At 69.7% G+C, this 21,351-nt stretch carries 15 protein-coding genes and 4 tRNA genes; 11 read left to right on the forward strand and 8 right to left on the reverse strand.

Annotation, left to right across the window (positions count from 1 at the left end; genetic code table 11):
- Window positions 1–11: 11 nt before the first annotated feature.
- Window positions 12–87: transfer RNA gene (locus ACZK4S_RS01665), tRNA-Lys, on the reverse strand.
- Between the two features lie 42 nt (window positions 88–129).
- On the opposite strand from ACZK4S_RS01665, the gene ACZK4S_RS01670 reads away from it, so the two are divergent.
- The 5 genes from ACZK4S_RS01670 (at window position 130) to ACZK4S_RS01690 (ending at window position 2,987) form a co-directional block, all read left to right on the forward strand.
- Complete coding sequence (locus ACZK4S_RS01670) at window positions 130–777, forward strand: hypothetical protein (protein WP_463643153.1); 648 nt, start codon at window positions 130–132, stop codon at window positions 775–777.
- Between the two features lie 362 nt (window positions 778–1,139).
- Window positions 1,140–2,525 carry an SH3 domain-containing protein gene (locus ACZK4S_RS01675; RefSeq protein WP_463643154.1) on the forward strand — a complete coding sequence of 462 codons (1,386 nt, stop codon included), beginning with the start codon at window positions 1,140–1,142 and terminating at the stop codon, window positions 2,523–2,525.
- Window positions 2,526–2,594: 69 nt separating this feature from the next.
- A tRNA-Glu gene (locus ACZK4S_RS01680) sits at window positions 2,595–2,667 on the forward strand.
- A gap of 143 nt (window positions 2,668–2,810) precedes the next feature.
- A tRNA-Asp gene (locus ACZK4S_RS01685) sits at window positions 2,811–2,884 on the forward strand.
- Between the two features lie 29 nt (window positions 2,885–2,913).
- Window positions 2,914–2,987, forward strand: a tRNA-Phe gene (locus ACZK4S_RS01690).
- Between the two features lie 46 nt (window positions 2,988–3,033).
- Here ACZK4S_RS01690 and ACZK4S_RS01695 read toward each other — a convergent pair.
- Together ACZK4S_RS01695 and ACZK4S_RS01700 are read right to left on the reverse strand one after the other, a co-directional pair.
- The gene (locus ACZK4S_RS01695; RefSeq protein WP_233120750.1) at window positions 3,034–3,882 is read right to left on the reverse strand and encodes an alpha/beta hydrolase; all 849 of its coding nucleotides are present in this window, start codon (window positions 3,880–3,882) and stop codon (window positions 3,034–3,036) included.
- A 113-nt stretch (window positions 3,883–3,995) separates the two neighbouring features.
- Window positions 3,996–4,241, reverse strand: coding sequence for a DUF3073 domain-containing protein (locus tag ACZK4S_RS01700; protein WP_463643155.1), 246 nt, complete (start codon window positions 4,239–4,241; stop codon window positions 3,996–3,998).
- A gap of 196 nt (window positions 4,242–4,437) precedes the next feature.
- Between ACZK4S_RS01700 and ACZK4S_RS01705 the strand changes: the two genes are divergently transcribed.
- Both ACZK4S_RS01705 and ACZK4S_RS01710 read left to right on the forward strand, forming a co-directional pair.
- The gene (locus tag ACZK4S_RS01705; protein ID WP_463643156.1) at window positions 4,438–6,642 is read left to right on the forward strand and encodes an NADP-dependent isocitrate dehydrogenase; all 2,205 of its coding nucleotides are present in this window, start codon (window positions 4,438–4,440) and stop codon (window positions 6,640–6,642) included.
- Window positions 6,643–6,880: 238 nt separating this feature from the next.
- Window positions 6,881–8,506: an endo-1,4-beta-xylanase gene (locus ACZK4S_RS01710; protein ID WP_463643157.1), complete on the forward strand. Its 1,626-nt coding sequence runs from the start codon at window positions 6,881–6,883 to the stop codon at window positions 8,504–8,506.
- A gap of 79 nt (window positions 8,507–8,585) precedes the next feature.
- On the opposite strand, the gene ACZK4S_RS01715 is transcribed toward ACZK4S_RS01710, so the two are convergent.
- Both ACZK4S_RS01715 and ACZK4S_RS01720 read right to left on the reverse strand, forming a co-directional pair.
- Complete coding sequence (locus tag ACZK4S_RS01715) at window positions 8,586–9,119, reverse strand: type 1 glutamine amidotransferase domain-containing protein (protein WP_463643158.1); 534 nt, start codon at window positions 9,117–9,119, stop codon at window positions 8,586–8,588.
- Between the two features lie 173 nt (window positions 9,120–9,292).
- The gene (locus ACZK4S_RS01720) at window positions 9,293–9,997 is read right to left on the reverse strand and encodes a YceI family protein (RefSeq protein WP_463643159.1); all 705 of its coding nucleotides are present in this window, start codon (window positions 9,995–9,997) and stop codon (window positions 9,293–9,295) included.
- 145 nt (window positions 9,998–10,142) lie between these two features.
- Here ACZK4S_RS01720 and ACZK4S_RS01725 point away from each other — a divergent pair, with 145 nt between their 5' ends.
- Genes ACZK4S_RS01725 through ACZK4S_RS01740 form a run of 4 tightly spaced genes read left to right on the forward strand, consistent with a single transcriptional unit; the run spans window position 10,143 to window position 17,801 of the window.
- On the forward strand, window positions 10,143–13,499 hold the full coding sequence (locus tag ACZK4S_RS01725; RefSeq protein ID WP_463643160.1) for an ABC transporter permease: 3,357 nt from the start codon (window positions 10,143–10,145) through the stop codon (window positions 13,497–13,499).
- On the forward strand, window positions 13,496–16,186 hold the full coding sequence (locus ACZK4S_RS01730) for an FtsX-like permease family protein (RefSeq protein ID WP_463643161.1): 2,691 nt from the start codon (window positions 13,496–13,498) through the stop codon (window positions 16,184–16,186). Before ACZK4S_RS01725 ends, ACZK4S_RS01730 begins: the two co-directional genes overlap by 4 nt.
- Entirely contained in the window at window positions 16,183–17,103 is a 921-nt protein-coding gene (locus ACZK4S_RS01735) for an ABC transporter ATP-binding protein (RefSeq protein WP_076060928.1), read from the forward strand. Before ACZK4S_RS01730 ends, ACZK4S_RS01735 begins: the two co-directional genes overlap by 4 nt.
- Entirely contained in the window at window positions 17,100–17,801 is a 702-nt protein-coding gene (locus ACZK4S_RS01740) for an ABC transporter ATP-binding protein (RefSeq protein ID WP_076060930.1), read from the forward strand. The genes ACZK4S_RS01735 and ACZK4S_RS01740 overlap by 4 nt, the downstream gene beginning before the upstream one ends.
- Here the strand turns inward: ACZK4S_RS01740 and ACZK4S_RS01745 are convergent.
- The 3 genes from ACZK4S_RS01745 to purF all read right to left on the reverse strand — a co-directional run bounded on the left by ACZK4S_RS01745 (window position 17,780) and on the right by purF (window position 21,315).
- On the reverse strand, window positions 17,780–18,724 hold the full coding sequence (locus ACZK4S_RS01745) for an AEC family transporter (protein WP_076060932.1): 945 nt from the start codon (window positions 18,722–18,724) through the stop codon (window positions 17,780–17,782). The two genes, ACZK4S_RS01740 and ACZK4S_RS01745, sit on opposite strands and share 22 nt — an antisense overlap.
- Window positions 18,725–18,829: 105 nt before the next feature.
- The gene (gene purM, locus ACZK4S_RS01750; RefSeq protein ID WP_076060935.1) at window positions 18,830–19,870 is read right to left on the reverse strand and encodes a phosphoribosylformylglycinamidine cyclo-ligase; all 1,041 of its coding nucleotides are present in this window, start codon (window positions 19,868–19,870) and stop codon (window positions 18,830–18,832) included.
- Window positions 19,867–21,315 carry an amidophosphoribosyltransferase gene (gene purF, locus ACZK4S_RS01755; protein ID WP_198928224.1) on the reverse strand — a complete coding sequence of 483 codons (1,449 nt, stop codon included), beginning with the start codon at window positions 21,313–21,315 and terminating at the stop codon, window positions 19,867–19,869. The genes purM and purF overlap by 4 nt, the downstream gene beginning before the upstream one ends.
- Window positions 21,316–21,351: the final 36 nt, after the last annotated feature.

Raw genomic sequence — 21,351 nt, forward strand, 5'->3', positions numbered from 1 at the left:
TTCCCAAGTGATGGTGCCCCCAGCGGGGCTCGAACCCGCGACCCATGGATTAAAAGTCCACTGCTCTGCCAACTGAGCTATAGGGGCCTAAACAGAATAGCGCCACTCCGGCATGGCACGCTTGGGGACATGCCTTCCTGGCTCTGGTTCGTCGTTGTCGTCGGCGTGGGTGTCCTCATCCTCGCCGGAGCCGTGCTGCTCGACCGCAGGCAGAGCCGCCGCAGCACCGGCGCCAGCGAACCCGCACCCCGACGCGGACATCCCCAGGTGGACACCCACGTGCCGCGCTACATCACGCAGGACGAGATCGACGACCTCCCGTCGCCCGGCGCCGGGCACACCCGCGACCTCCCCCGGCAGGGCGAGGGCTTCGGCTTCGGCCACGCCCATCCGGATTTCGCCACCAACCCCGAGGGCGCCTCCTATGATGACCCCCGGCTGCTGATCGTCGACGGCGAACTCAGCTCCATGCGGGAGCTCCTCGCGCCCCTGAAGTGGGCGCGCGAGGGCGACCCCCTCGTCGTGGTGGCCGCCGGCTTCCATCCGGAGGTCCTGGCCACGCTCGCCGCGAACCGCCGCGCCCTCAGCCTGCCGGTGGTGGCCGCGGTGGCCGACAGGCGGGACCGTCGGCGGCTGGCCGAACTCACCGGTGCTGAGGAACTCGGCAGGGCGGATCTCCAGGCCGGCTACGTGCCGGGCTCCGCCCTGGGCACGGCCCGGCACTGGTCGAGCACCGCGAGCAGGGCGTGGGTCGAGCCAGGCTCTGCCCGGCCCTGATCCGAACCTCAACCTCAAGCCTCAACCTCATGGTCGAACCTCAAGCTGCACTTGAGTCGGGTTATTTCTGAAGCTTCTGACACTTCTCACCAGACCTTCAGCTACCAGATGCGGCACCTCCCCCGGCGGAACCCCTAGCCAACCCTGAGTCGGGTCGTGAAAGCCCATGAAAACCACGTCAGTGTGATTCTCATGAACCATGCGGCGTGTCGCCTTGCCGCCTCTTAGGAAACTCTCAAGTACCGTTGTCTGACAACGCATTCCTTTCCTAATGTCCATCGCACCGGCGGACGTGCCGGGACCCATTTCCGGTCCGGGGAAGCGGCACGTCCTCCCGCCCCCCAGCGACGACGAGGAGAGACGTGAACAAGGCACTGAAGAGCCTGAGGCTCAGCGCGGCCGCGGTCGGAATCGCCGTCCTGGCACAGGGGCTCGGCGGATTGGCGCTCGGCCCCGCAGCCACCGCCAACGGTGAGGTGACTGCGAAGACACGCGTCCACGTGCGCACGGAGCCCAGCGCCTCGAGCGCGAGCCTCGCCGTGCTGAACAAGGGCGACAGCCTGCCCGCGCAGGGCTCGAAGGACGGCTGGACCGAGGTCTCCTTCAACGGCACGACGGCCTACATCGCCACCGCCTACATCCAGGGCAGCAGCGTCCTCGCCGGTGCGCCCACCTCCGCCATCGCCAACGGCACCAGCCAGGGCAGCAAGGGCACGGTCTACTCGACCACCGCCCTCAACCTGCGCAAGGGCCCCTCTACCGACGACCCCATCGGCGCCCGCGTCGAACGCGCCGTGCGCCTGGAGTTGACCGGAACCGTCAGCGGCGAGTTCGCCCAGGTCACCTACAAGGGCAGCACCTACTGGGCGGCCGCGCGCTACCTGAGTGACACCGCGGCCTCAGCCCTCTCCTCTCTCCCCATGGCCACCGGCAAGGCCCGCGGCACCGCGGCGCTGATGGTGCGCTCCTCCCCCAAGACCGAGTACATCAACTACGGCGACGCGCCCGTCGGCACGATCTTCGACACCACCGGCAAGACCTCCAACGGCATGGCCCAGGTCATCCACAACGGCGCCGTGCGCTGGGTCAACGCCAGGTACCTCACCCAGATCCCGCTGAAGGCAGCGTCGCCTTCAGCGCCAGACCTGCCCAAGACGTCGACCCGGTACGCCACCACCCTGCTGAACATCTGGGCCGCGAGCACGGGCGCCAAGTACAACGGCGAGATCCAGCGCGGTGCCCAACTGCAGGTCACCGGCATCGTCGAGAACGGCCGTGCGCAGATCGTGCACAACGGCGAGCTGCGCTGGGTCACGGCCCGCTACGTCGCCAACACCCCTCCGGCCACAGGCGGCGCCTCGGGCGGCAACAGCGGCGACATCAACAAGGGCTACTCCTCCGGCCTCGACAAGACCAACGCGAACGTCCAGGCCATCGCCTGGGACGTCTGGGCACGCTTCCCGCAGATCAAGACGCAGTACGGCTGGCGTCGCGACGTGACCCCGGACCACCCGGCCGGCCGAGCCGTCGACGTGATGATCCCGAGCTACAAGAGCAACCAGGCCCTCGGCTGGGAGATCGCGAACTACTACCGCGCCAACGCGAAGAAGTTCAACATCAACTACATCATCTTCGGCCAGAAGATCTGGTCCGTGGCCCGCAACAGCGAGGGCTGGCGCGCCATGGCCTCCCGCGGGAGCGACACGGCCAACCACTACGACCACGTGCACATCAACACGTACGGGTGAGTGGGAACCGCCGGCGTTCGCCCGCGGTTTGCCTGAAAGGCTCGGAGTCTCTAAACTTCTTCGAGCTAGGTCCCCATCGTCTAGCGGCCTAGGACCCCGCCCTTTCACGGCGGTAGCACGGGTTCGAATCCCGTTGGGGATGCGATGCAGCCGAGCTTCGGCTCGGCTGCAAACAGGTAATGACAACGGGTTCGCCCGATGTGACAACCGCGAGGATGTCACGCTATAGTTACCGGGCTGGTGCAAGCCAGCAGGGCCGGGAAACCGGTCCAAGGTCAAGAAATTGGCCCCGTAGCGCAGTTGGTTAGCGCGCCGCCCTGTCACGGCGGAGGTCGCGGGTTCGAGTCCCGTCGGGGTCGCTGGTATGGCGGAAACGCCAGGCCAAGCCGGCCAGGTAGCTCAGTTGGTACGAGCGTCCGCCTGAAAAGTGGAAGGTCGCCGGTTCGATCCCGGCCCTGGCCACAAACCCCCTCGCCCAGCGTGGGGGTTTCTGCTTTTCCCGGGTTCCTCAGCGCTGCGCGTAGCAGCGGATGAAGCGGCCGAATTCCTCGAAGACGACGGCACGGACCCGCTCAGACGACAGCGTCAGGTCGTGCATGGCGTCGGGCACCCGGATGATGGTCACGCTGTTGCCCAGCTTCGGCGCGCGCGCCGCGATGAGTTCGACGTCGAGCACGATGTCTGCCAGCTGCTGCTCCTCGCCCCAGGCCTTGCTGAAGAACGACCGCTCCGAGATGGCCACCAGCACCGGGCAGTCGATGCGCAGGCCCTCCGCGACGCGGGCGTGACCATTGGTGATGGCAGCCAGCCAACCGAAGCGGGCCCGGAACGCGGGATCGCCCTTGAGGTTGAGGTTGTAGGTCCACTCCCCGTCCTCGGAGGCGGCCACCGAGCGGCGGTAGAAGCCCGTGTCCCCCAGCGGCAGCACCGTCGTGGGGGCGACGGCGCGCGCCGCCGTCACGGCGGGCCTGAGCAGCGTGTTGCCGTAGGTCTCCAGCCAGGGCGCGTTCAGGATCAGGCCGGCGAACGTGCCGGGCCGCTCATGGGCGAAGAGGGCGGAGGTCAGGCCCCCGGTGGAATGCCCCATGAGCACGATCTCGTCGTGCCCCTCGGCCCGCACGATGTCGACGGCGGCGTCGAGCTCCACGAAGTAGTCGGCGAGGTCTGCGATGTAGCCGGCCAGCAGGCCGGGACGCAGCGATCGCCCGTACCGACGCAGGTCGAGGGCATAGAAGTCATGGCCCAGGTCGTGCATCGCGTCCGCGAGATGGGTCTGGAAGAAGTAGTCGTTCCAGCCGTGGACGTACAACACGGCGCGCCCGGAGACGGGCGCGCCGCGGCGCACAATTGTTGCCACCAGGGAACCTTTCGGTTCCAGGGCGTACGTTGGTTCATCACTGAGGTCTATCGAGCGCTGTTCGTAGCCCGGCAACTCGGTGTCGGGCACCCAGTTGAACACGTCAGTGTCTGTCAGGAAGAACGACGCTCGTCGAGGCCGTCGTAATCCTCATCGTCGTTGTAAGCCTCATATTCGGCTGCCAACTCGGCGTAGGGGTCAGGGTCCTCGGTCTCGCTGGTGTCATCGTCCTCGTAAACTTCGTCGACAACATCCCCGCGCAGCTCCCGTTCCAGAGACGAGAAATCCGTCTGGATTGAACGGTACTTGAGCTCACGGGCGACCTTGGTCTGCTTCGCCTTTGCACGGCCGCGCCCCATAGTGGGTCGACCCCCTTGCTTTGTTCATCGCGTGCTTGCCGCGGATCTGGTCACTAACTCGTGGGTACAGGCTACCTAATCGTTCGATTTACTCCAAAGAAGGCGTCGTCTCGCTCATCCCCTGTTCGCGGCCGACGAACAACTCGCCCGATGGCTAAGCTGAGGAGGCGCATCCCGACTCAAGGAGTTCCTTCGCATGGGCAAGATCATTTACACCCTCACCGATGAGGCCCCCCTCCTCGCCACGTACTCGTTCCTCCCGATCGTCAACGCCTTCGCCAGCCAGGCAGGCGTCGACATCGAGACCCGGGACATCTCGTTGGCGGGCCGGATCCTGGCACAGTTCCCGGATCGCCTTGAGGAGAAGGTGGATGATTCGCTCGCAGAGCTCGGAGAGCTCGCGAAGACGCCGGATGCCAACATCATCAAGCTGCCCAACGTCTCCGCCTCGCTCCCCCAGTTGAAGGCAGCCATCGCCGAACTGCAGGGCCTCGGCTACGCCATCCCGGACTTCCCGGAGGACCCCCAGACCGACGAGGGGCGCGACATCCTCGCCCGCTACGGCAAGGTCATGGGCTCGGCCGTCAACCCCGTGCTCCGCGAGGGCAACTCGGACCGCCGCGCTCCGGAGTCCGTGAAGAACTACGCCAAGAAGAACCCGCACCGCATGGGCGCGTGGAGCAGCGACTCCAAGACCTCCGTGGCCACCATGGACGCCGACGACTTCCGCCACAACGAGCAGTCCGTCGTACTGCCCTCCGCAGACACCCTGACCATCCGTCACCGCGCCGCCGAAGGCACCGAGACCGTTCTCAAGGACGGCCTGAAGGTGCTGGAGGGTGAAGTGGTCGACGCCACGGTGCTGCGCGCCGCTGCCCTCGACGCGTTCCTCACGGAGCAGGTCGCCCGCGCCAAGGAGCAGGGCGTGCTGTTCTCCGTCCACCTGAAGGCCACCATGATGAAGGTGTCGGACCCCATCATCTTCGGCCACGTCATCAAGGCGTTCTTCCCCGAGGTCTTCGAGAAGTACGGCGCAGACCTCGCGGCCGCGGGCCTCTCGGCCAACGACGGGCTGGGCGCGATCTACGCCGGCCTTGACAACCTGCCCAACGGCGCGGAGATCAAGGCCGCCTTCGAGCAGGGCATCGCAGACGGCCCGACGCTGGCGATGGTGAACTCCGACAAGGGCATCACCAACCTGCACGTCCCCTCGGACGTCATCGTCGACGCCTCGATGCCCGCGATGATCCGCACCTCCGGCCACATGTGGGGCCCCGACGGCGGAGAGGGCGACACGCTCGCCGTCCTGCCTGATTCGTCCTACGCCGGCGTCTACCAGGCCGTGATCGAGGACTGCCGCGAGAACGGCGCCTTCGACCCCTCCACCATGGGGACAGTGCCCAACGTGGGGCTGATGGCACAGAAGGCAGAGGAGTACGGCTCGCACGACAAGACCTTCGAGATCGAGTCCGACGGCGTCGTCGAGGTGGTGAACTCGGCCGGTGAGGTGCTGATGAGCCACGACGTGGCCGCGGGCGACATCTGGCGCGCCTGCCAGGCCAAGGACGCCCCCATCCAGGACTGGGTGAAGCTAGCCGTGACCCGCGCGCGGATCACCGGCTGGCCGGCCGTGTTCTGGCTGGACCCGGAGCGGGCCCACGACCGCAACCTCATCGAGAAGGTCCGCGCCTACCTGGCAGACCACGACACCGACGGCCTCACCATCGAGATCATGAGCCCCGTCGAGGCGACGAAGTACACCATCGAGCGGATCCGCCGCGGCGAGAACACCATCTCGGTCACCGGCAACGTGCTGCGCGACTACCTGACGGACCTGTTCCCCATCCTGGAACTGGGCACCTCGGCCAAGATGCTGTCGGTCGTGCCGCTCATGGCGGGCGGCGGCCTGTTCGAGACGGGCGCCGGCGGCTCCGCCCCCAAGCACGTGCAGCAACTCGTGGCCGAGGACTACCTCCGCTGGGATTCGCTGGGCGAATTCCTGGCGCTGGCCGCCTCGTTCGAGCACCTGGCCCAGACCGAGGACAACGCCCGCGCCGCCGTCCTGGCCGCCACGCTCGACAGGGCCACCGGCACGTTCCTCGACAACGACAAGTCCCCCACCCGCCGCATCGGCGGCATCGACAACCGCGGCTCGCACTACTGGCTGGCCCGCTACTGGGCCGAGGAACTCGCCTCCCAGACCGACGACGCGGAACTGGCACAGACCTTCAAGCCGGTCGCCGAGGCGCTCGCGACGAACGAGCAGCAGATCATCTCGGACCTGCTCGGAGTCCAGGGCAAGCCCGCCGACATCGGAGGCTACTACCGGCCCGATCCCGCGAAGACCACGGCTGTGATGCGCCCCAGCGCCACCATGAACGAGGTCATCGACTCGCTCTAGCCTCCCCCACCCAGGGACACACGGTGCCCCGCAGCCCCGCGCTGCGGGGCATCGTCGTTTTCCGCCGGTGGGCGAAACCCCTGGAAAAAACGTTATCGAAAACTCCGGGGTCCCTTGACGATGCTCCCGGGGCCCACTTATGGTCGGATTAAGTTTGGTGACGCACCAAAATAGGCGGGGCGGCCGGGCATCACGGATGATGCCCAGGATGCCGGCCCCGCGACCACGAGAGGAAGCAATGTTGTCTCGTCATCGCCGCCGAGTCGCGGCCCGCTGGATCGGCGCGGGTCTCGCCGCAGCACTCGCCACCGTCAGCTACGCCGTGCCCGCCCAGGGGGCGCCCGCCGACGTCGCTGATACCCCCATCCCCTCGCTGAAGGAGACCTACGCGGACTACTTCAACGTGGGCAACATCTACTCCGGCCGCCAGACCTACCAGGAGGACACCCCGAACTGGGCCCAGGTGGATCGGCACTACAACGTCATGACGGCCGAGAACATCATGAAGCCGGACCAACTGCTCCCCAACGCCAACATCAACCTCGATACGGGCACATGGGACTTCACGTTCGACGAGGCCGACTACTTCGTGAACGAGTCCCTCGCGAGGGACATCAAGGTGCACGGCCACGTGCTGGTGTGGCACAGCCAGTCCCCCAGCAAGCTCTTCCAGGGCACCCGAGACCAGGCCCGCGCCAACATGGAGCGCTACATCGAGACCGTCCTGACCCACTTCAAGGGCCGCGTCGTCTCCTGGGACGTGGTGAACGAGGCCTTCAGGGATGGACTCGACACGTTCGACCCCGAGACTCAGAACTGGGAGGACTTCCTCCGCGGCGGCCCCGGTGACTACGCCCGCTCCGGCTGGTACACCGCCTACACCACAGACATGGACGTGGCGGCAGGTGAGTCACCCGGCGACTTCATCTACGACGCCTTCGTGTTCGCCCGCAAGTACGGCCCCGAGACCAAGCTGGAATACAACGACTTCAACGTCTTCCAGTCCGAGGGCAAGGGCAAGGCCATCATCGCCATGGCCACGGAACTCAACGAGCGCTACGCGGCCGAATACCCCGACGACCCGCGCCAGCTGATCGAGACCATCGGCCTGCAGTCGCACAACTACATCAACCAGACCCCGGCCTTCGCCTGCTCCGACCTGACCCGGCTCCCTGAGCTGGTCGACGAGGCAGCCGAGGAATGGCAGCCTGGCGCCTGCTCGAACCACGCCTCCGTCGAACGCTCCCTGCAAATGATCATCGAGGCGGGCTTCACCGCCAACGTGAGCGAACTGGACCTCCAGGTCTGGGAGGCCTGGAACGCCGAGCCCGAGGGCTCCGACCGGGCGAACTACGCAGATCTTGACGACCCCACCGTGGCAGACCGCTTCTACAAGGACGGCTTCACCTACTGGGTGGGCAAGATCGAGAACCGGATGGAGCTGGAGGCCATCCAGGCGCAGCGCTACGCCGAGTACTTCGCCGTCTACAAGAAGTACTCACAGGACATGGACCGCGTGACGTTCTGGGGTCTGACCGACTACCTGAACTGGCGTGCCACCCACAACCCCCAGTTGTTCAACATGGACTGGTCCGAGAAGCTCTCCGCTGACGCGGTTGCGGATCCGGAAGGGTGGCTGGGCGTCAAGAAGCCCATCATCGACGAGTCGAGGCTGACCGGCGCCATCACCTGGGCCGACAGCCTGGACCTGCGCGGCAAGAACTACAAGGGCGCCACGCTCGGGGCGGTCACCAGCACCCGCGGCAAGGCCAACGCAGTGCTCCGCAGCAACCGCACCCAGGGCGAGGTGAACTCGGCCACGGAGGCACTGATCGCGGCCATCACCGCGCTCGAGGTGAAGTAGCCACCAACCACAAGCGCCCCGCAGCCTCGTGCTGCGGGGCGCTTCGCGCGTGGCGACGGCGGCCTCAGGCCGTCTCACCCTAGTGGCGACCCTCGGCGAACTCCTCGACCAACTTCGCGTTGAACGCCGGCAGATCGTCGGGGGTGCGGCTGGAGACCAGCCCTTGGTCCACCACCACCTCCTCGTCCACCCACTCGGCGCCGGCGTTGCGCAGGTCCGTCTTCAGGCTGCCGTAGGAGGTGAGCCTGCGGCCCTTGACGACGTCTGCGTCGGTCAGGATCCAGCCGCCGTGGCAGATGACGCCCACCGGCTTGTGCTGGTCGAAGAAGTCGCGCGTGAACTTCACGGCCGCCTCCTCCATCCTCAGGTGGTCCGCGTTCACGACGCCACCGGGCAGCACCAAGGCGTGGAAGTCTGCGGCGTCGACGTCGGCGACAGTGGCGTCCACCTTCTGGGTGTGCCCCTTCTTGCCCTTGACCTCACCGCTCTCCGGGGCGACGAGCGTCAGTTCGGCGCCCGCCGTGGTGAGCGCTTCCCAGGGGCTGGTCAGCTCTGAATCCTCGTAGCCATCGGTGAGGAGGAAGGCGACCTTCTTGCCGGACAGTTCGGACATGTTCATCTCCTATGTTCGGGGTCCTCCACGCTAGTCGCCAATGCCGGCCCACCCAATACCTGAAAGTGTGGGGTCAGCGGCGGCGGCGGTACTGCGTCGGCACACGATTGCTGAAAGGGGCGGGCCCTCACGGACCCGCCCCTGTGTGTTCACCACCCCAGTGGTGAAGTGATTCAGCCGAAGACGCGCATCAGCCAGCCCATGAACCCACCCTGCTGGGCGGTGGCGGGGGCGGTGGTCTGCGGCTGGGCGGCGCGGGCCGGCGCGGGGGTCTCGGCGACCGGCTGGGCCTCGACGACGGGCTCGGCCACGGCCTCGGCCTCAACAGCGGCCTCGTCGGCCTGCTTGATGGCGGAGACCTCGAAGACGAGGTTCACGTTCTCGGAGACCAGCACGCCGCCGGTCTCGAGGGCCGCGTTCCAGACGAGGCCGAAGTCCTTGCGGTTGACCTGGACGGAGCCGCTGAGGCCCACGCGCTCGTTACCGAAGGGGTCGACGGCGACACCGTCGTACTCGAAGGGGATGCTCACCTCGCGGGTGACGTCCTTGATGGTGAGGTTGCCCTCGACGTCCAGGCCCTCGCCGGCCGCGGTCACCTTGGTGGAGGTGAAGCGGATGGTGGGGTAGGTCTCGACGTCGAAGAAGTCGCCGGAGCGGAGGTGACCGTCGCGGTCCGCGTTGCCGGTGTCGATGGACGAGGCCTGGATGACCACGTTGATCTTGGCGTCTTCCAGGTTGGCACCGGTGGCGGCCGTGCCCTCAAAGTCGGTGAACGAGCCGCGCACCTTGGTGACCATGGCGTGACGGGCGGTCCAGCCGATCTCGGTGTGGCTGTTGTCGATGACGTAGTTGCCGGACAGGGCGGTGAGTGCAGTCATGGGGTTCTCCCGGGATTGGGGCGAGCTCATCACTCACCGGTTGTTGAAGATGCTACTACTCTAGCGACACTTACTTGAAACGTCAACTACTGACGAATCGAGGGTCACCGATTCACGCCCGGGCCCTTGGGACTAGGCTCACCGAATGACGACGTGGTGGGGCTGGGCTGCACGCCGTGCCCGCGCCTCCTCGCTCCTGCTGGCGACGCTGTTGGCCCTGGTCACCGTCACCACGGCGATCCTCGCCTTCGTCGTCGGGCAGGCCGGCACGCTGGCCACCGACGCTGCGCGCGCCGCCCTCTCCACCGCCGCACCGGGCGCCGGGGCCGTCCAGGCCCAGACCCGCCTCGGCCCGGATCCCAGGGCCCAGGACGGGGTGGCGCGCAGCGCGCTCACCGAAGGCTTCTCCCCCGCGCCCGTCACTGTCCACACCACCCACGTGTCCGAGCCGCGTCGCCCCACCGTGGACGGCGGCGAGGCCGCCCAGCGGGTGACGCTGTGGTCCGGCGAACACCTCTCCCCCGGCCTGCTGAGTGTCGACGGGGGCGCCTGGCCCGCTGCTGCGGACGAGGCCGCGCTCCATTCCGGGGCGGCCGCCGAGCTGGGGCTCTCCACGGGAGACACGCTGACGGTCGACGGCCACACCCTCAGGATCACCGCCCTCTGGGAGGCCTCGGAACCGTCCTCGCCGCTCTGGTTCGGCGACCCCCTCGTCATGGACGGCGCGGACCCCGCTTCGGTGGGTCCGCTCATCGTGGACCGCTCGGTTCTGACGGGCGGCAACCCGTTCATCCGGTGGTCCGTGGTCCCGGATGCGGAGCGCATCACGCCCGAGGCACTCGACGTGTTGGCCGCCGGGGCCGACCGCGCCAAGGCGCTGGTGGCCGGGGCCGACGTCACGGGGCGGGGCATCGTCGTCGACGGCGACTTGGCGTCGACGGCGGAGCGGGCCTCCCGCGACTGGGAGGTGGGCCGCGCCTTCGGCATCGTGCCGGTGAGCGTGCTGCTGCTGGTGGCCGCCGTCGGCCTGGTGCAGGTCTCGGGGCTGCTCGCCGCCACCCGACAGCGGGAGCATGAACTGCTCGCCGCCCGCGGCGCTGCCCGCCGCCAACTCCTCGTCACAGGGCTGGCCGAGTCCACCCTGGTGGCCGTGGTGGGGGTAGCACTCGGCTCCGCCATCGCGCTGGGGCTGCTGTGGCTGACATCGCGCAACACGGCGCAGTTCGACATCGTGTTGCTGGGCGGAGCGGGCAGCCTCCTGCTCACCGTCGTGGCGCTCTGGACCGTGACCATCCGCGCCACGTCCTCCCTGACGGGACGGCCGCCTGCAGACAGGGTGCGGGCCGTGGCGGGCGCAGCGGCGCTGGTGGTGGTGTTCGCGGCCGCCGCCCTCACCACGTGGCAACTCCGCGGAGCGGACAGCCTGCAGTTCCTGCCGGCACTGGCCCCCGCCTTCCTCCTGGCTGCCGCGGCCGTCCTGGGCCTCGCAGCCCTCGGCCCCATCACGAGGCTCGTCGAGGCGGCGGGCAGGTTGGCCGAGACCTCTGCCTGGCTCGCCGCCGCGCAACTGGCCCGCGGCCTGCTGGTGCACGCGGTGCCGGTGACACTCACCATCCTGGCCACCGGCACGGCGACCTTCGCGTCGCTCTATGCCGGCACCGCGGCCACCACCCACCGCGACCTGACCATGCTCGTCACGGGCGCCCCCCTGCGCGCCACGCTCTCCAGCCTCGACGCCGGCACCCAGGGTCTGCAGCTGCCGGACCTCGCGGCTGTCGACGGGGTGTCGGCCTCGGTACCCGTCTGGCTCGACGACTCCGGCAGGGTCGGCGACACCCCCGTCGCTGTCCTCGCAGGGCCCCTGGACCGCCTGTCGGAGGTGGCCACGCTCCCGGCCGGCCTGGCGTTCCCCGAGCTCCCGGGTCGCGTCGAGGGCGTCGAGCCCCTCACCGTCCCCGACGGCGCCACCACCCTGCACGCCCAGTTGGACGGCCGGGTGTACCTCGATGAGTGGCAGCAGGAGTACTTCGACCGGGCGGACGAGTTCAACCGCGCAAGCGCCGCGGACCTTCCGCCCCAGGAGGCCGAGTTCCTCGCCCAGGTGTGGACGGAGGACTACCTGGACCGCGTCTCGCGGACCTCGTCGTACTCCCTGCGCCTCACGCTGCGGGACGCATCCACCGGGGTGAGCCGCACCGTCAACGGGCCGTCCGTCTCGATCGACCAGCCGGATCCCGACGGCGCCACCCCTCCGGGGGACCGCCCCTTCTGGAACGACCTCGTGGGCACCGCCGCGGCCGACATCGCCCTCCCGCAGGACGGTGCGGTCGTCGTGGAGAGCGTCCAACTCGTCGGCCCGCCCGACGACAACGCAGACCGCAGCACGCGGCTGGAGATCACGCTCAGCGCCGACGGCGTGCCCCTCGGCGGGGTGGGGGACTGGACCTCGGACCTGGCCGTCACCGAGGAGTTGGCCGGGCCCTACCGGGCGGCCCTGGCGTCCGTGGAACCCGCCTGGGAACCGCGCACCGAGACCGTGACCTTCGAGGACGGCACGACGCAGACCTTCCACCACCCCGTCAGCAACAAGCCACCCGTGCCCCAGGCCGCCGTCGACGCCCGTGGCGAGGCCTGGCGCGTCGAGACCAGCCCTGCGCTGCCACTGATCACCTTCGGGGCCAACGTCCCCTTCGAGGGGCACGACCACCGGGGCGTGATGGCGGGGGCGGCTCCCGCCCAGCCCGCACCCGTGCCCGTCGCCCTCACCACGGAACTCGGCGACGCCACCACGCTCGGCCCCGGAGACGCCCTCGACCTCGCCGCGTTCGGCCGTCGCATCCCCGCCGTCGTCGCGGCCGTGACACCGGCCCTGCCGGGCCTCACCACCGAGCTCGGTGTCCTCGCCGATTCCGGCGCGGTGTCGGCCCACCTCGCCACCACCGCCAACCCGTTGCGCTGGCCCTCGGAGCTCTGGGCCACTCTCGATGGTGACCCCAGCGCGGTCCGGGCCGCCGCGGCGCAGCTCGCCGGCATCTCGGCCCTCCGCACGCCGGACGAGACGCCCAGCCGCACGGCGACGGCGGCCCGCTCGCTCTGGATCGCCGCCGGGAGCGCGCTCCTCCTGTCCCTCACCGGCCTCGCGGCCGCGGCCGCCACCCAGCTGGCGGCCAGGCGCTCCGAGGTGGCGGTGCTCCGGGCGCTCGGCATGACGCCCCGCGCACAGCGGCGCAGCCGCACGCTTGAGTCCGGCGGGCTGCTCGTCATCGCCACGCTGGCCGGCATCGCCTCGGGCGTCGCGGTGGCGTGGCTCGTCGTCGACCCCCTCGTGCAGGCCGCCCAGCCGGCCGGCCCCGGCTACCGCAGCCCTCTGACCGCAGAGGTCCTCCCCTGGGCGGCCCTGCTCGGCGCGGGCGCCGTGGCGTTGCTGCTCATCCTCTGGCTGGTGGGACGCGCTGTGCAGCGTCAGGCGCTGGACCCGGAGTACCGGGAGGAGGTCCGGTGACCGCGCTGAAACTCCTGTGGCGGCAGTTCTCCTCGGAGCGCTGGCCCGCGCTGTTGCTCGCGCTGAGCGTGCTGATCCTCGCGGCCCTCACCACCGCCACTCCACGCCTGATGGCGAACCTCGACGACCGTCAACTCACCCAGACGCTCTCCGGCCTCTCGGCCCTCCAAGGCGATGTCGCCGGCACCTGGGCACAGAACACCATGAACTCCCCGGTTGCGGGCATCCAGGAACCATGGGAACCGCATCGGGAGGCGCTCGAGACCCTCAGGGGTGCCCAGCCGGAGCCCCTGCGCTCGCTCCTGGCGGCGCCCCAGTTCATGGCGGAGGTGCCGGCCGACCTGACCGTGGTGCCGCCCACCGCCACAGGCTACTTCGAGGCTCGCTTCCTGTTCTTCGTCGACCCCGACCTGGCCGGGCACGCAGAACTGGTGGCCGGTTCCTGGCCCTCCCCGCGGCCAACCACCAAGGGCCCGGAGGGTGCCACGCCCACGGGCCCCCAGGGGGTCGCGGCGCTGGCGGAGGTGGCTGAGCGCCTGGGGTGGGAGATCGGTGAGCAGATCAACGAGTCGGTGACCCTGAGCGGCACGTTCCGCCCACTCGATGAAGGGGACACCCGGTGGGAGCACATCCCCTACGCCCGCACTATCGTCGAGCAGCAGGACGCGAATCTCGGTACCCGCCTGGTCACCGGCCTCTTCCTCCCGCCGTCCTACCTCTCCAGCGGTATCCCGGTCGAGAAGCTGGGCCCCGGCGTCACGGAGACGCTCACGATGCACGCCTGGTTCGGCGTCGACACCGCGGGCCTCGCCGATGTGGACGTCAGCGAGCTGCGATCGCAACTGACCGGCCTGCTGGCACAGCGCTACGCGGTCCTGACCGCTGACCCGGAGTCCGACGACCCGTCCCCCACCCAGTTCCGGCTGGAGTCCGAACTGGGTCAGGCACTGACCTCGGTCGCCGCCCAGCAGGACGTCACCCGCGCGGCAGTGGCCGTGGCCGCGGTCGGGCCGCTCGCAGTGGGTCTGGCCCTGCTGGTGCTGGCCGCCCAGCTCGTCATCGAACGCCGGCGGGGCGCCGTCGAACTCGTCACGGCGCGCGGCGTGTCCTGGCACCAGCTGCGCTCGTTGCTCAGCCTCGAAGGGCTTCTGCTGGGCGTGCCCGCGGCAGTGCTGGGTCACCTGCTGGCGGCGGCCGTGACGCCAGGCGGCAGCTCACCCTGGTCGTGGGCCGGCACGCTGCTCATCGGGGCGGCAGCCGCCCCCGCCCTGTCCTGGGCCGCCAGGCACATCGGTCCCGCCAGCATCCGTGCCGACCTCACCCTGCGGCCCGGCCGGTGGCGCGTCGTCGCGGAAGTCCTGACCGTCATCGCCGGCGCCGCCGGCCTCTGGGCCCTGCTCAGCCGCGGCGACACCCCCACCGGGGGTCTGGACCTCCTCGCCACCGCCACACCGGTCCTCCTCACCGGGGCAGCCTGCCTGCTCGCGCTCCGGCTCTATCCCCTCCCCCTGCGGGTGGCGGCCCGGTGGCTCCGGCCGGGGCGGGGGGTAGCCGGGTTCCTCGGTTCGGTGCGCGCCCACCGGGATCCGGCGGGCGGCCTGACGCCGGTGTTCACGGTTGTCCTGGGCACCACCATCGCGGTTCTCAGCGCCACCCTGCTCGGCTCCGTCATCGCCGGCACCGAGCGCGCCACGTGGGAGGCCAACGGCTCGTCGGTGCACATCAGCGGCCCCCGGATCACCGACGAGATGCTCGCGGACCTGCAGCGCGTCGACGGTGTGCTCGCCGTCGCCCGCATCCACGACGCTGGCTCCAACCACCGCCTCAGCCAGGGCGGCGAGACCCGGGTGCGGCTGTGGCTGGCGGAGCCGGCCGTCGAGGACGCCTACGCGGCGTCACCGTTCGGGTCGGCCCTCCCTGCGCGGCTGTTCGCCGGGGAGGGTGCGCCGGGGATCGTGCTCGGCGACTCCGTGCCGGTGCAGGCCGGCGGCGCCCGGCTGGAGGGCGTCGGGGGCGTGACGGTGCTCGACGCGTTGCCGGCGCCGCCGGGCGTCCGGACGGGGGCCGCCTGGGCCATGATGAGCGCGGAGCGGTGGGCCGAGGCCCAACCCCTGCCACCCGCCACCCTGGCGTTGGTGTCGTTGGCGCCCGGCACCGATACCCGGGTCGCCCGCGCACGGATCGGCGAGGTGGTGGGCAACGCGCGCATCACCGTCGCCGACGAGGAACTCAGCGCCATCCGTGAGACGCCCACGGTGTCCGGGCTCACCACCACCTTCGCCGCCCTCACTGCAGCCACCGCCGCCCTGCTGACGCTCACCCTGCTGGGTTCGCAGCTGATGGCCACCCGGGCGCGCACCCGGCTCGGCGCCGTCCTGCGGACCCTCGGCATGGGGCGACGGGAACTCCGGGCGCTGACGGCCTGGGAGATCGCGCCCAGCGCTCTGCTCAGCCTCCTCCTGGGTGTGGGGGTCGGCATCGCCCTGGCGGCGCTGCTGCTCGCCACCCTCGACTTCCGCAGCCTCACCGGCGGCTCCCAGCCGCCCCCGCTGCACCTCGACCCGGCGCTGCTCGGCGGCGTCGGCGCCCTGCTGACCCTCACCGTGGCCGTGGCCATCGCCGCCACCGCCTGGCTCGTGGGCCGCACCAACCTCGCACAGGAACTCCGCATCGGAGAGGAACGATGAACGACACCATCACCCGCAGTCACCACGGCCCAGACATCTGGTGCGAGGACCTCGTTCGCATCCACACGACGGAGGGCGTCGAGGTCCAGGCCCTGCAGGGGCTCAGCCTCACCGTGGACCCCGGCGAGGTGGTCGCGGTGGTCGGCGCCTCCGGCTCCGGCAAGTCCACGCTGCTCAACATCCTCTCCGGTCTCGACCGGCCCACCGGCGGCCGGGCCCGGGTCGCCGGGCATGACCTCACCGCGATGGGCAGGCGGCAACGCATCGACTTCCGTCGGCACAGCGTGGGCTTCGTCTTCCAGCAGACCTCCCGCAACCTGCTGCCGTTCCTCACCGGCGCGGAGAACGTGACGATGCCCATGGTGATCGCCGGGCGCTCCCAGCGGCGGGGGCGGGCGCTGCAACTGCTTGAGCTGCTGGGCGTGGCCGACTGCGCCAACCGCGTCCCCCGGCAGCTGTCGGGCGGCCAACAGCAGCGCGTGGCCATCGCCACCGCGCTGGCCAACTCCCCCGACGTGCTGCTGGCGGACGAGCCCACCGGCGAGTTGGACGAGGTGAATTCAGCCGAGGTCCTCGACCTCATGCGCGCGGCGGCCACGGAGCTGGGCACCACGGTGCTGATCGTGACCCACGACCCGATGGTCAGCGACCACGTGGCCCGCACCGTCCAGATCCGCGACGGCCGCACCTCCACCGAGGTGCTGCGCCGCACGGAGATCGGCCCCGGCGGGGTGGCCCGCGAGGTCGCCGAGGAGTACACCGTGATCGACCGTTCCGGCCGGCTGCAGCTGCCGCCGGCCCACGTCGAGGAACTCGGGCTGCACGACAGGGTGCGCATCACCCGCGAGACCGGCCACGTCGGGGTCTGGCCCAATGGCTCGCGCGCCCGCCGTTCGGCCCCTGAGGAGGACGCATGACCACCACCGCACGGATCGCTGGCGTTGACCTGCGCCGCACCTTCGGCTCGGGCGACACGGAGGTGCACGCCCTCGACGGCGTCAGCATCGAGGTGCACGCCGGCGAACTCACCGTCGTCACCGGCCCGTCCGGCTCCGGCAAGACCACCCTGTTGAACCTGCTGGGCGGCCTGGACCGCCCCACCGGCGGCCGCGTGGTGCTCGACGACGGGCGGGTCCTGTCGGAGTTGGCGGAGAGCGAGGTCCTGGCCACCCGCCGGGAGCGGATCGGGTACGTCTTCCAGACCTTCGGGCTGATCCCCGTGTTGTCTGCGGCGGAGAACGTCGAGGTGCCGCTGCGGCTGGCCAAGGTCCCGGCGGCGCAGCGCAACGAGCGGGTCGCGGCGATGTTGGAGCGGGTGGGCCTAGCCCGGCACGCCAAGCAGCGGCCCCACGAGCTCAGTGGCGGTCAGCAGCAGCGCGTGGGCGTCGCCCGCGCCCTCGTCGCCCGCCCTCACATCCTGATCGCCGACGAACCCACCGGCCAGCTCGATTCAGACACCGCCGCCACCATCATGGACCTCATCGTGGAACTCACCCACGAGTTGGGCATCGCGACGGTGGTGTCCACCCATGACCCGCTGCTGCGGCAGCGGGCCGACAGGGTCGTCGAACTGCTCGACGGGGTGCTCGCCGGTCAGCCGACGATCACCACGTAGGCCACGAAGGCCGCCACGCTGACCAGCGTGTACAGGCTCAACACGTTATTGGCGAACGTGATCTCCGCAGTGCGCCGCGGCGGCAGGTACAGGGGCACGATGAACGGCGGCGGCAGGATCAGCAGCATGAACACCGCGGCCTGCACCGGCACCCCCAGCCCGAGCCACTGCCCCACCACGAACAGCGAGACCACGACGGCCAGGACCAGGCAGACCAGGAAGCGGACGGCCACGAAACCCGCAGCCTCCCGCACTCCGCCGAGGGTGAGCCGGGCGCCGAAGCCGACGATGACCAGGATCAACGGCACGATCATGGCGGCCAGGTAGCCTGCCGCCGCCAGCAGAGCGCCGGAGAACGGGTTCGCCTCCAGGGTCGGCCTGAGTCCGAGCGCGTTGAGCGCCAGTCCGAGCGCGATCGCGATGATGACGGGCGACGTGGCGAAGGAGCGCACGGTCTCCGCCGGCGACGAGGCACCGTCGCTCTGCCGCTTCAGCAGCGTGACGAAGACGAACCAGATGAAGAACTCGTGCCCGAGGCCGACGATGGCGGCCACCGGCGCCCGCTCCAGGCCGTAGGCGGCGGTGAACAGCGCGAGGCCCACCATGCCGAACTCGAACCCGGTGAACAGGAAGGTGCCGACCGGCGGTACCTTCAGCCAGCCGGTGACAAGCTTCCCGGCCCCGAGCAGCAGCACGCACAACAGCGGCACCAGGATGATCAGGGCGACGTACTCGCGCTGGAACTCCAGGCCCAGGAAGGCGAGGAACAGCACGGCCGGCAGGACGACGTTCAGCACGAACCGCTTGAGACCCTCGACGGTGGTGGCGTCGAGGACGTTGAGCCGGCGCAGCAGGACGCCCAGCGCGATCAGCAGGAGGATGGGCACGATGCTGGCCAGAGTGGGTCCGAGGGCTGAGCTCATGCTCCGATGATCGCAGGGCGGGTACCGGCCCCTGACCCCGGTGGGGCTTATGCCCCCGCGGGAGGGGCCCACCTCGTCGAGCGTCGGTCAGATACGCAGCGGGGGTCAGACGAGGACGGCGGCGCCGGGGCCTTCCACGGCTTCGACCTCGCCCAGCACCCAGGACGGGACGCCACGGCCGTTCAGCAGCCTCAGCGCGGCGTCGACCTCGCTCTGCGGCAGCATCGCGACCATGCCCACGCCCATGTTCAGCGTGGCGTCGATGTCCGGCTGCGAGATCTTCCCCACCTCCTGCACGAGGCGGAAGATCGACGGCGGAGTCCAGCTGGAGCGCTGCAGCACGGCCGTCATGTCCGTGGGCATCACGCGGGCCAGGTTGTTGGCCAGGCCGCCGCCGGTGACGTGGCTCATGGCGTGCACCTCGACGTTGCGGATGAGGTCCAGCACGTCCAGCGCGTACACCTTGGTGGGCTCGAGCAGTTCCTCGCCGAGCGTGCGGCCGAGGTCGTCGACGTGGCGGTCCAGGTTCCAGCCCGCCTGCTCCAGCAGGACGTGGCGCACCAGCGAGTAGCCGTTGGAGTGGAGACCGGAGGAGGCCATGGCGATGACGGCGTCGCCCACGCGCACGCGGTGCGCGCCGAGGATCTTGGACTTCTCCACGACGCCGGTGGTGGCGCCCGCGATGTCGTACTCGTGGGGGCTGAGCAGGCCGGGGTGCTCGGCGGTCTCGCCGCCGATGAGGGCACAGCCGGCGGCGACGCAGGCATCGGCGATGCCCTGCACGATGGCGGCGATGCGCTCCGGCACCACCTGGCCGCAGGCGATGTAGTCGGTCACGAACAGCGGCTCGGCGCCGGCGACCACCAGGTCGTCGACGAGCATGCCGATCAGGTCGAACCCGATGGTGTCGTGCTTGTCCATGGCCTGCGCGATGGCGACCTTGGTGCCCACACCGTCCGTGGACGTGGCCAGCACCGGGTGGTCGTACTTCTTGAACGCGGCGGCGTCGAAGAAGCCGGCGAACCCGCCGAGCCCACCCAGCACCTCGTGCCGGTTGGTGCGGGCCACGTGGGCCTTCATGAGTTCGACGGCGCGGTCTCCGGCCTCGATGTCGACGCCGGCGGCGGCGTAGGCACTCTGGTTCACATTTCCTCCAGGTTCAGCAGCTTGGCCTGTGCGCGTGGGATGGCCACGGGGTACTTGCCGTCGAAGCAGGCGCGACACAGGTTGTCCGCCGGCACGGTGGTGGCCTCCGTGAGCCCCTCGAGCGAGATGTAGCCGAGCGTATCGGCGCCGATGGAGCGGCGGATCTCTTCCAGCGAAAGGCCGGGGGCCAGCAGTTCTGCACGGGTGGCGAAGTCGATGCCGAAGAAGCACGGCCACTCCACCGGCGGCGACGAGATGCGCACGTGTACCTCTGCGGCGCCGGCTTCGCGGAGCATCCGCACCAGCGCGCGCTGCGTGTTGCCGCGCACGATGGAATCGTCCACCACGACGAGGCGCTTGCCGGCGATGACGTCGCGCAACGGGTTGAGCTTGAGGCGGATGCCCAGCTGGCGGATGGTCTGCGTCGGCTGGATGAACGTGCGGCCCACGTAGGCGTTCTTGACCAGGCCCTGCCCGTAGGGGATGCCTGAGCCCTGCGCATAGCCGATGGCCGACGGGGTACCCGAATCCGGCACCGGGATCACGAGGTCCGCGTCCACGGGGTGTTCCTCGGCCAGCTTGCGGCCGATGTTGACGCGCACCGAATGCACGTTGCGGCCGGCGATGGTCGTGTCCGGGCGGGCCAGGTAGACGTACTCGAAGATGCAGCCCTTCGGATCCGGCGCGGCGAACCGCTGCGACCGCAGGCCACGCTCGTCGATGGAGATGAACTCGCCCGGCTCCACCTCGCGCACGAAGGTGGCGCCGACGATGTCCAGGGCCGCGGTCTCCGAGGCGATCACCCAGCCACCCTGGAGGCGACCGATGACCAGCGGCCGCATGCCGTGCGGGTCACGCGCGGCGTACAGGGTGGTCTCGTTCATGAACGAGAGGCAGTAGGCGCCGCGGAGGCGCGGGAGTACCTTGAGCGCGGCCGCTTCCAGGCTGCCCTCGTCGAAGCTGGCGATCAGCGCCGAGATCAGCGCGGTGTCGCTGGTGGAGTCCATGACGCGGCTCTTGTGCGGCACGGACTCTGCGGGGGCGATCTCGTGCAGCCACTCCTCGAGTTCCTCGGTGTTGGTGAGGTTGCCGTTGTGGGCCAGAGCGAGGCCGCCGTGGGGCGTGGCCCGGAACGTGGGCTGGGCGTTGTTCCACTCGCTGGCGCCGTGCGTCGAGTAACGGGTGTGTCCAATGGCGAGGCGGCCCGGCAGCGATTTCAGGGTGGATTCGTCGAACACCTGGGACACGAGGCCCATGTCCTTGAACACCATGATGCGGTTGCCGGTGCTGGCCGCGATGCCCGCGGATTCCTGTCCGCGGTGCTGCAGGGCGAACAGCCCGTAGAAGGTCAGCTGGGCGACATCTTCCTCTGGCGCGAAGACGCCGAAGACGCCGCACTCTTCCTTGGGGCCCTCGTAGTCGCGGGGATCGTCGTTGCTGATCACCCGCCAAGACTACCGCCCGAGCGCCTGGGACCTGTC

This window comes from Tessaracoccus zhenghani, assembly GCF_055326325.1.

Coding starts and splice junctions, on each gene's coding strand:
- ACZK4S_RS01670 (WP_463643153.1), top strand. CDS start 130: ATGCCTTCCTGGCTCTGGTTCGTCGTTGTCGTCGGCGTGGGTGTCCTC.
- ACZK4S_RS01700 (WP_463643155.1), bottom strand. CDS start 4,241: ATGGGGCGCGGCCGTGCAAAGGCGAAGCAGACCAAGGTCGCCCGTGAG.
- ACZK4S_RS01705 (WP_463643156.1), top strand. CDS start 4,438: ATGGGCAAGATCATTTACACCCTCACCGATGAGGCCCCCCTCCTCGCC.
- ACZK4S_RS01710 (WP_463643157.1), top strand. CDS start 6,881: ATGTTGTCTCGTCATCGCCGCCGAGTCGCGGCCCGCTGGATCGGCGCG.
- ACZK4S_RS01715 (WP_463643158.1), bottom strand. CDS start 9,119: ATGTCCGAACTGTCCGGCAAGAAGGTCGCCTTCCTCCTCACCGATGGC.
- ACZK4S_RS01720 (WP_463643159.1), bottom strand. CDS start 9,997: ATGACTGCACTCACCGCCCTGTCCGGCAACTACGTCATCGACAACAGC.
- ACZK4S_RS01725 (WP_463643160.1), top strand. CDS start 10,143: ATGACGACGTGGTGGGGCTGGGCTGCACGCCGTGCCCGCGCCTCCTCG.
- ACZK4S_RS01735 (WP_076060928.1), top strand. CDS start 16,183: ATGAACGACACCATCACCCGCAGTCACCACGGCCCAGACATCTGGTGC.
- ACZK4S_RS01740 (WP_076060930.1), top strand. CDS start 17,100: ATGACCACCACCGCACGGATCGCTGGCGTTGACCTGCGCCGCACCTTC.
- ACZK4S_RS01745 (WP_076060932.1), bottom strand. CDS start 18,724: ATGAGCTCAGCCCTCGGACCCACTCTGGCCAGCATCGTGCCCATCCTC.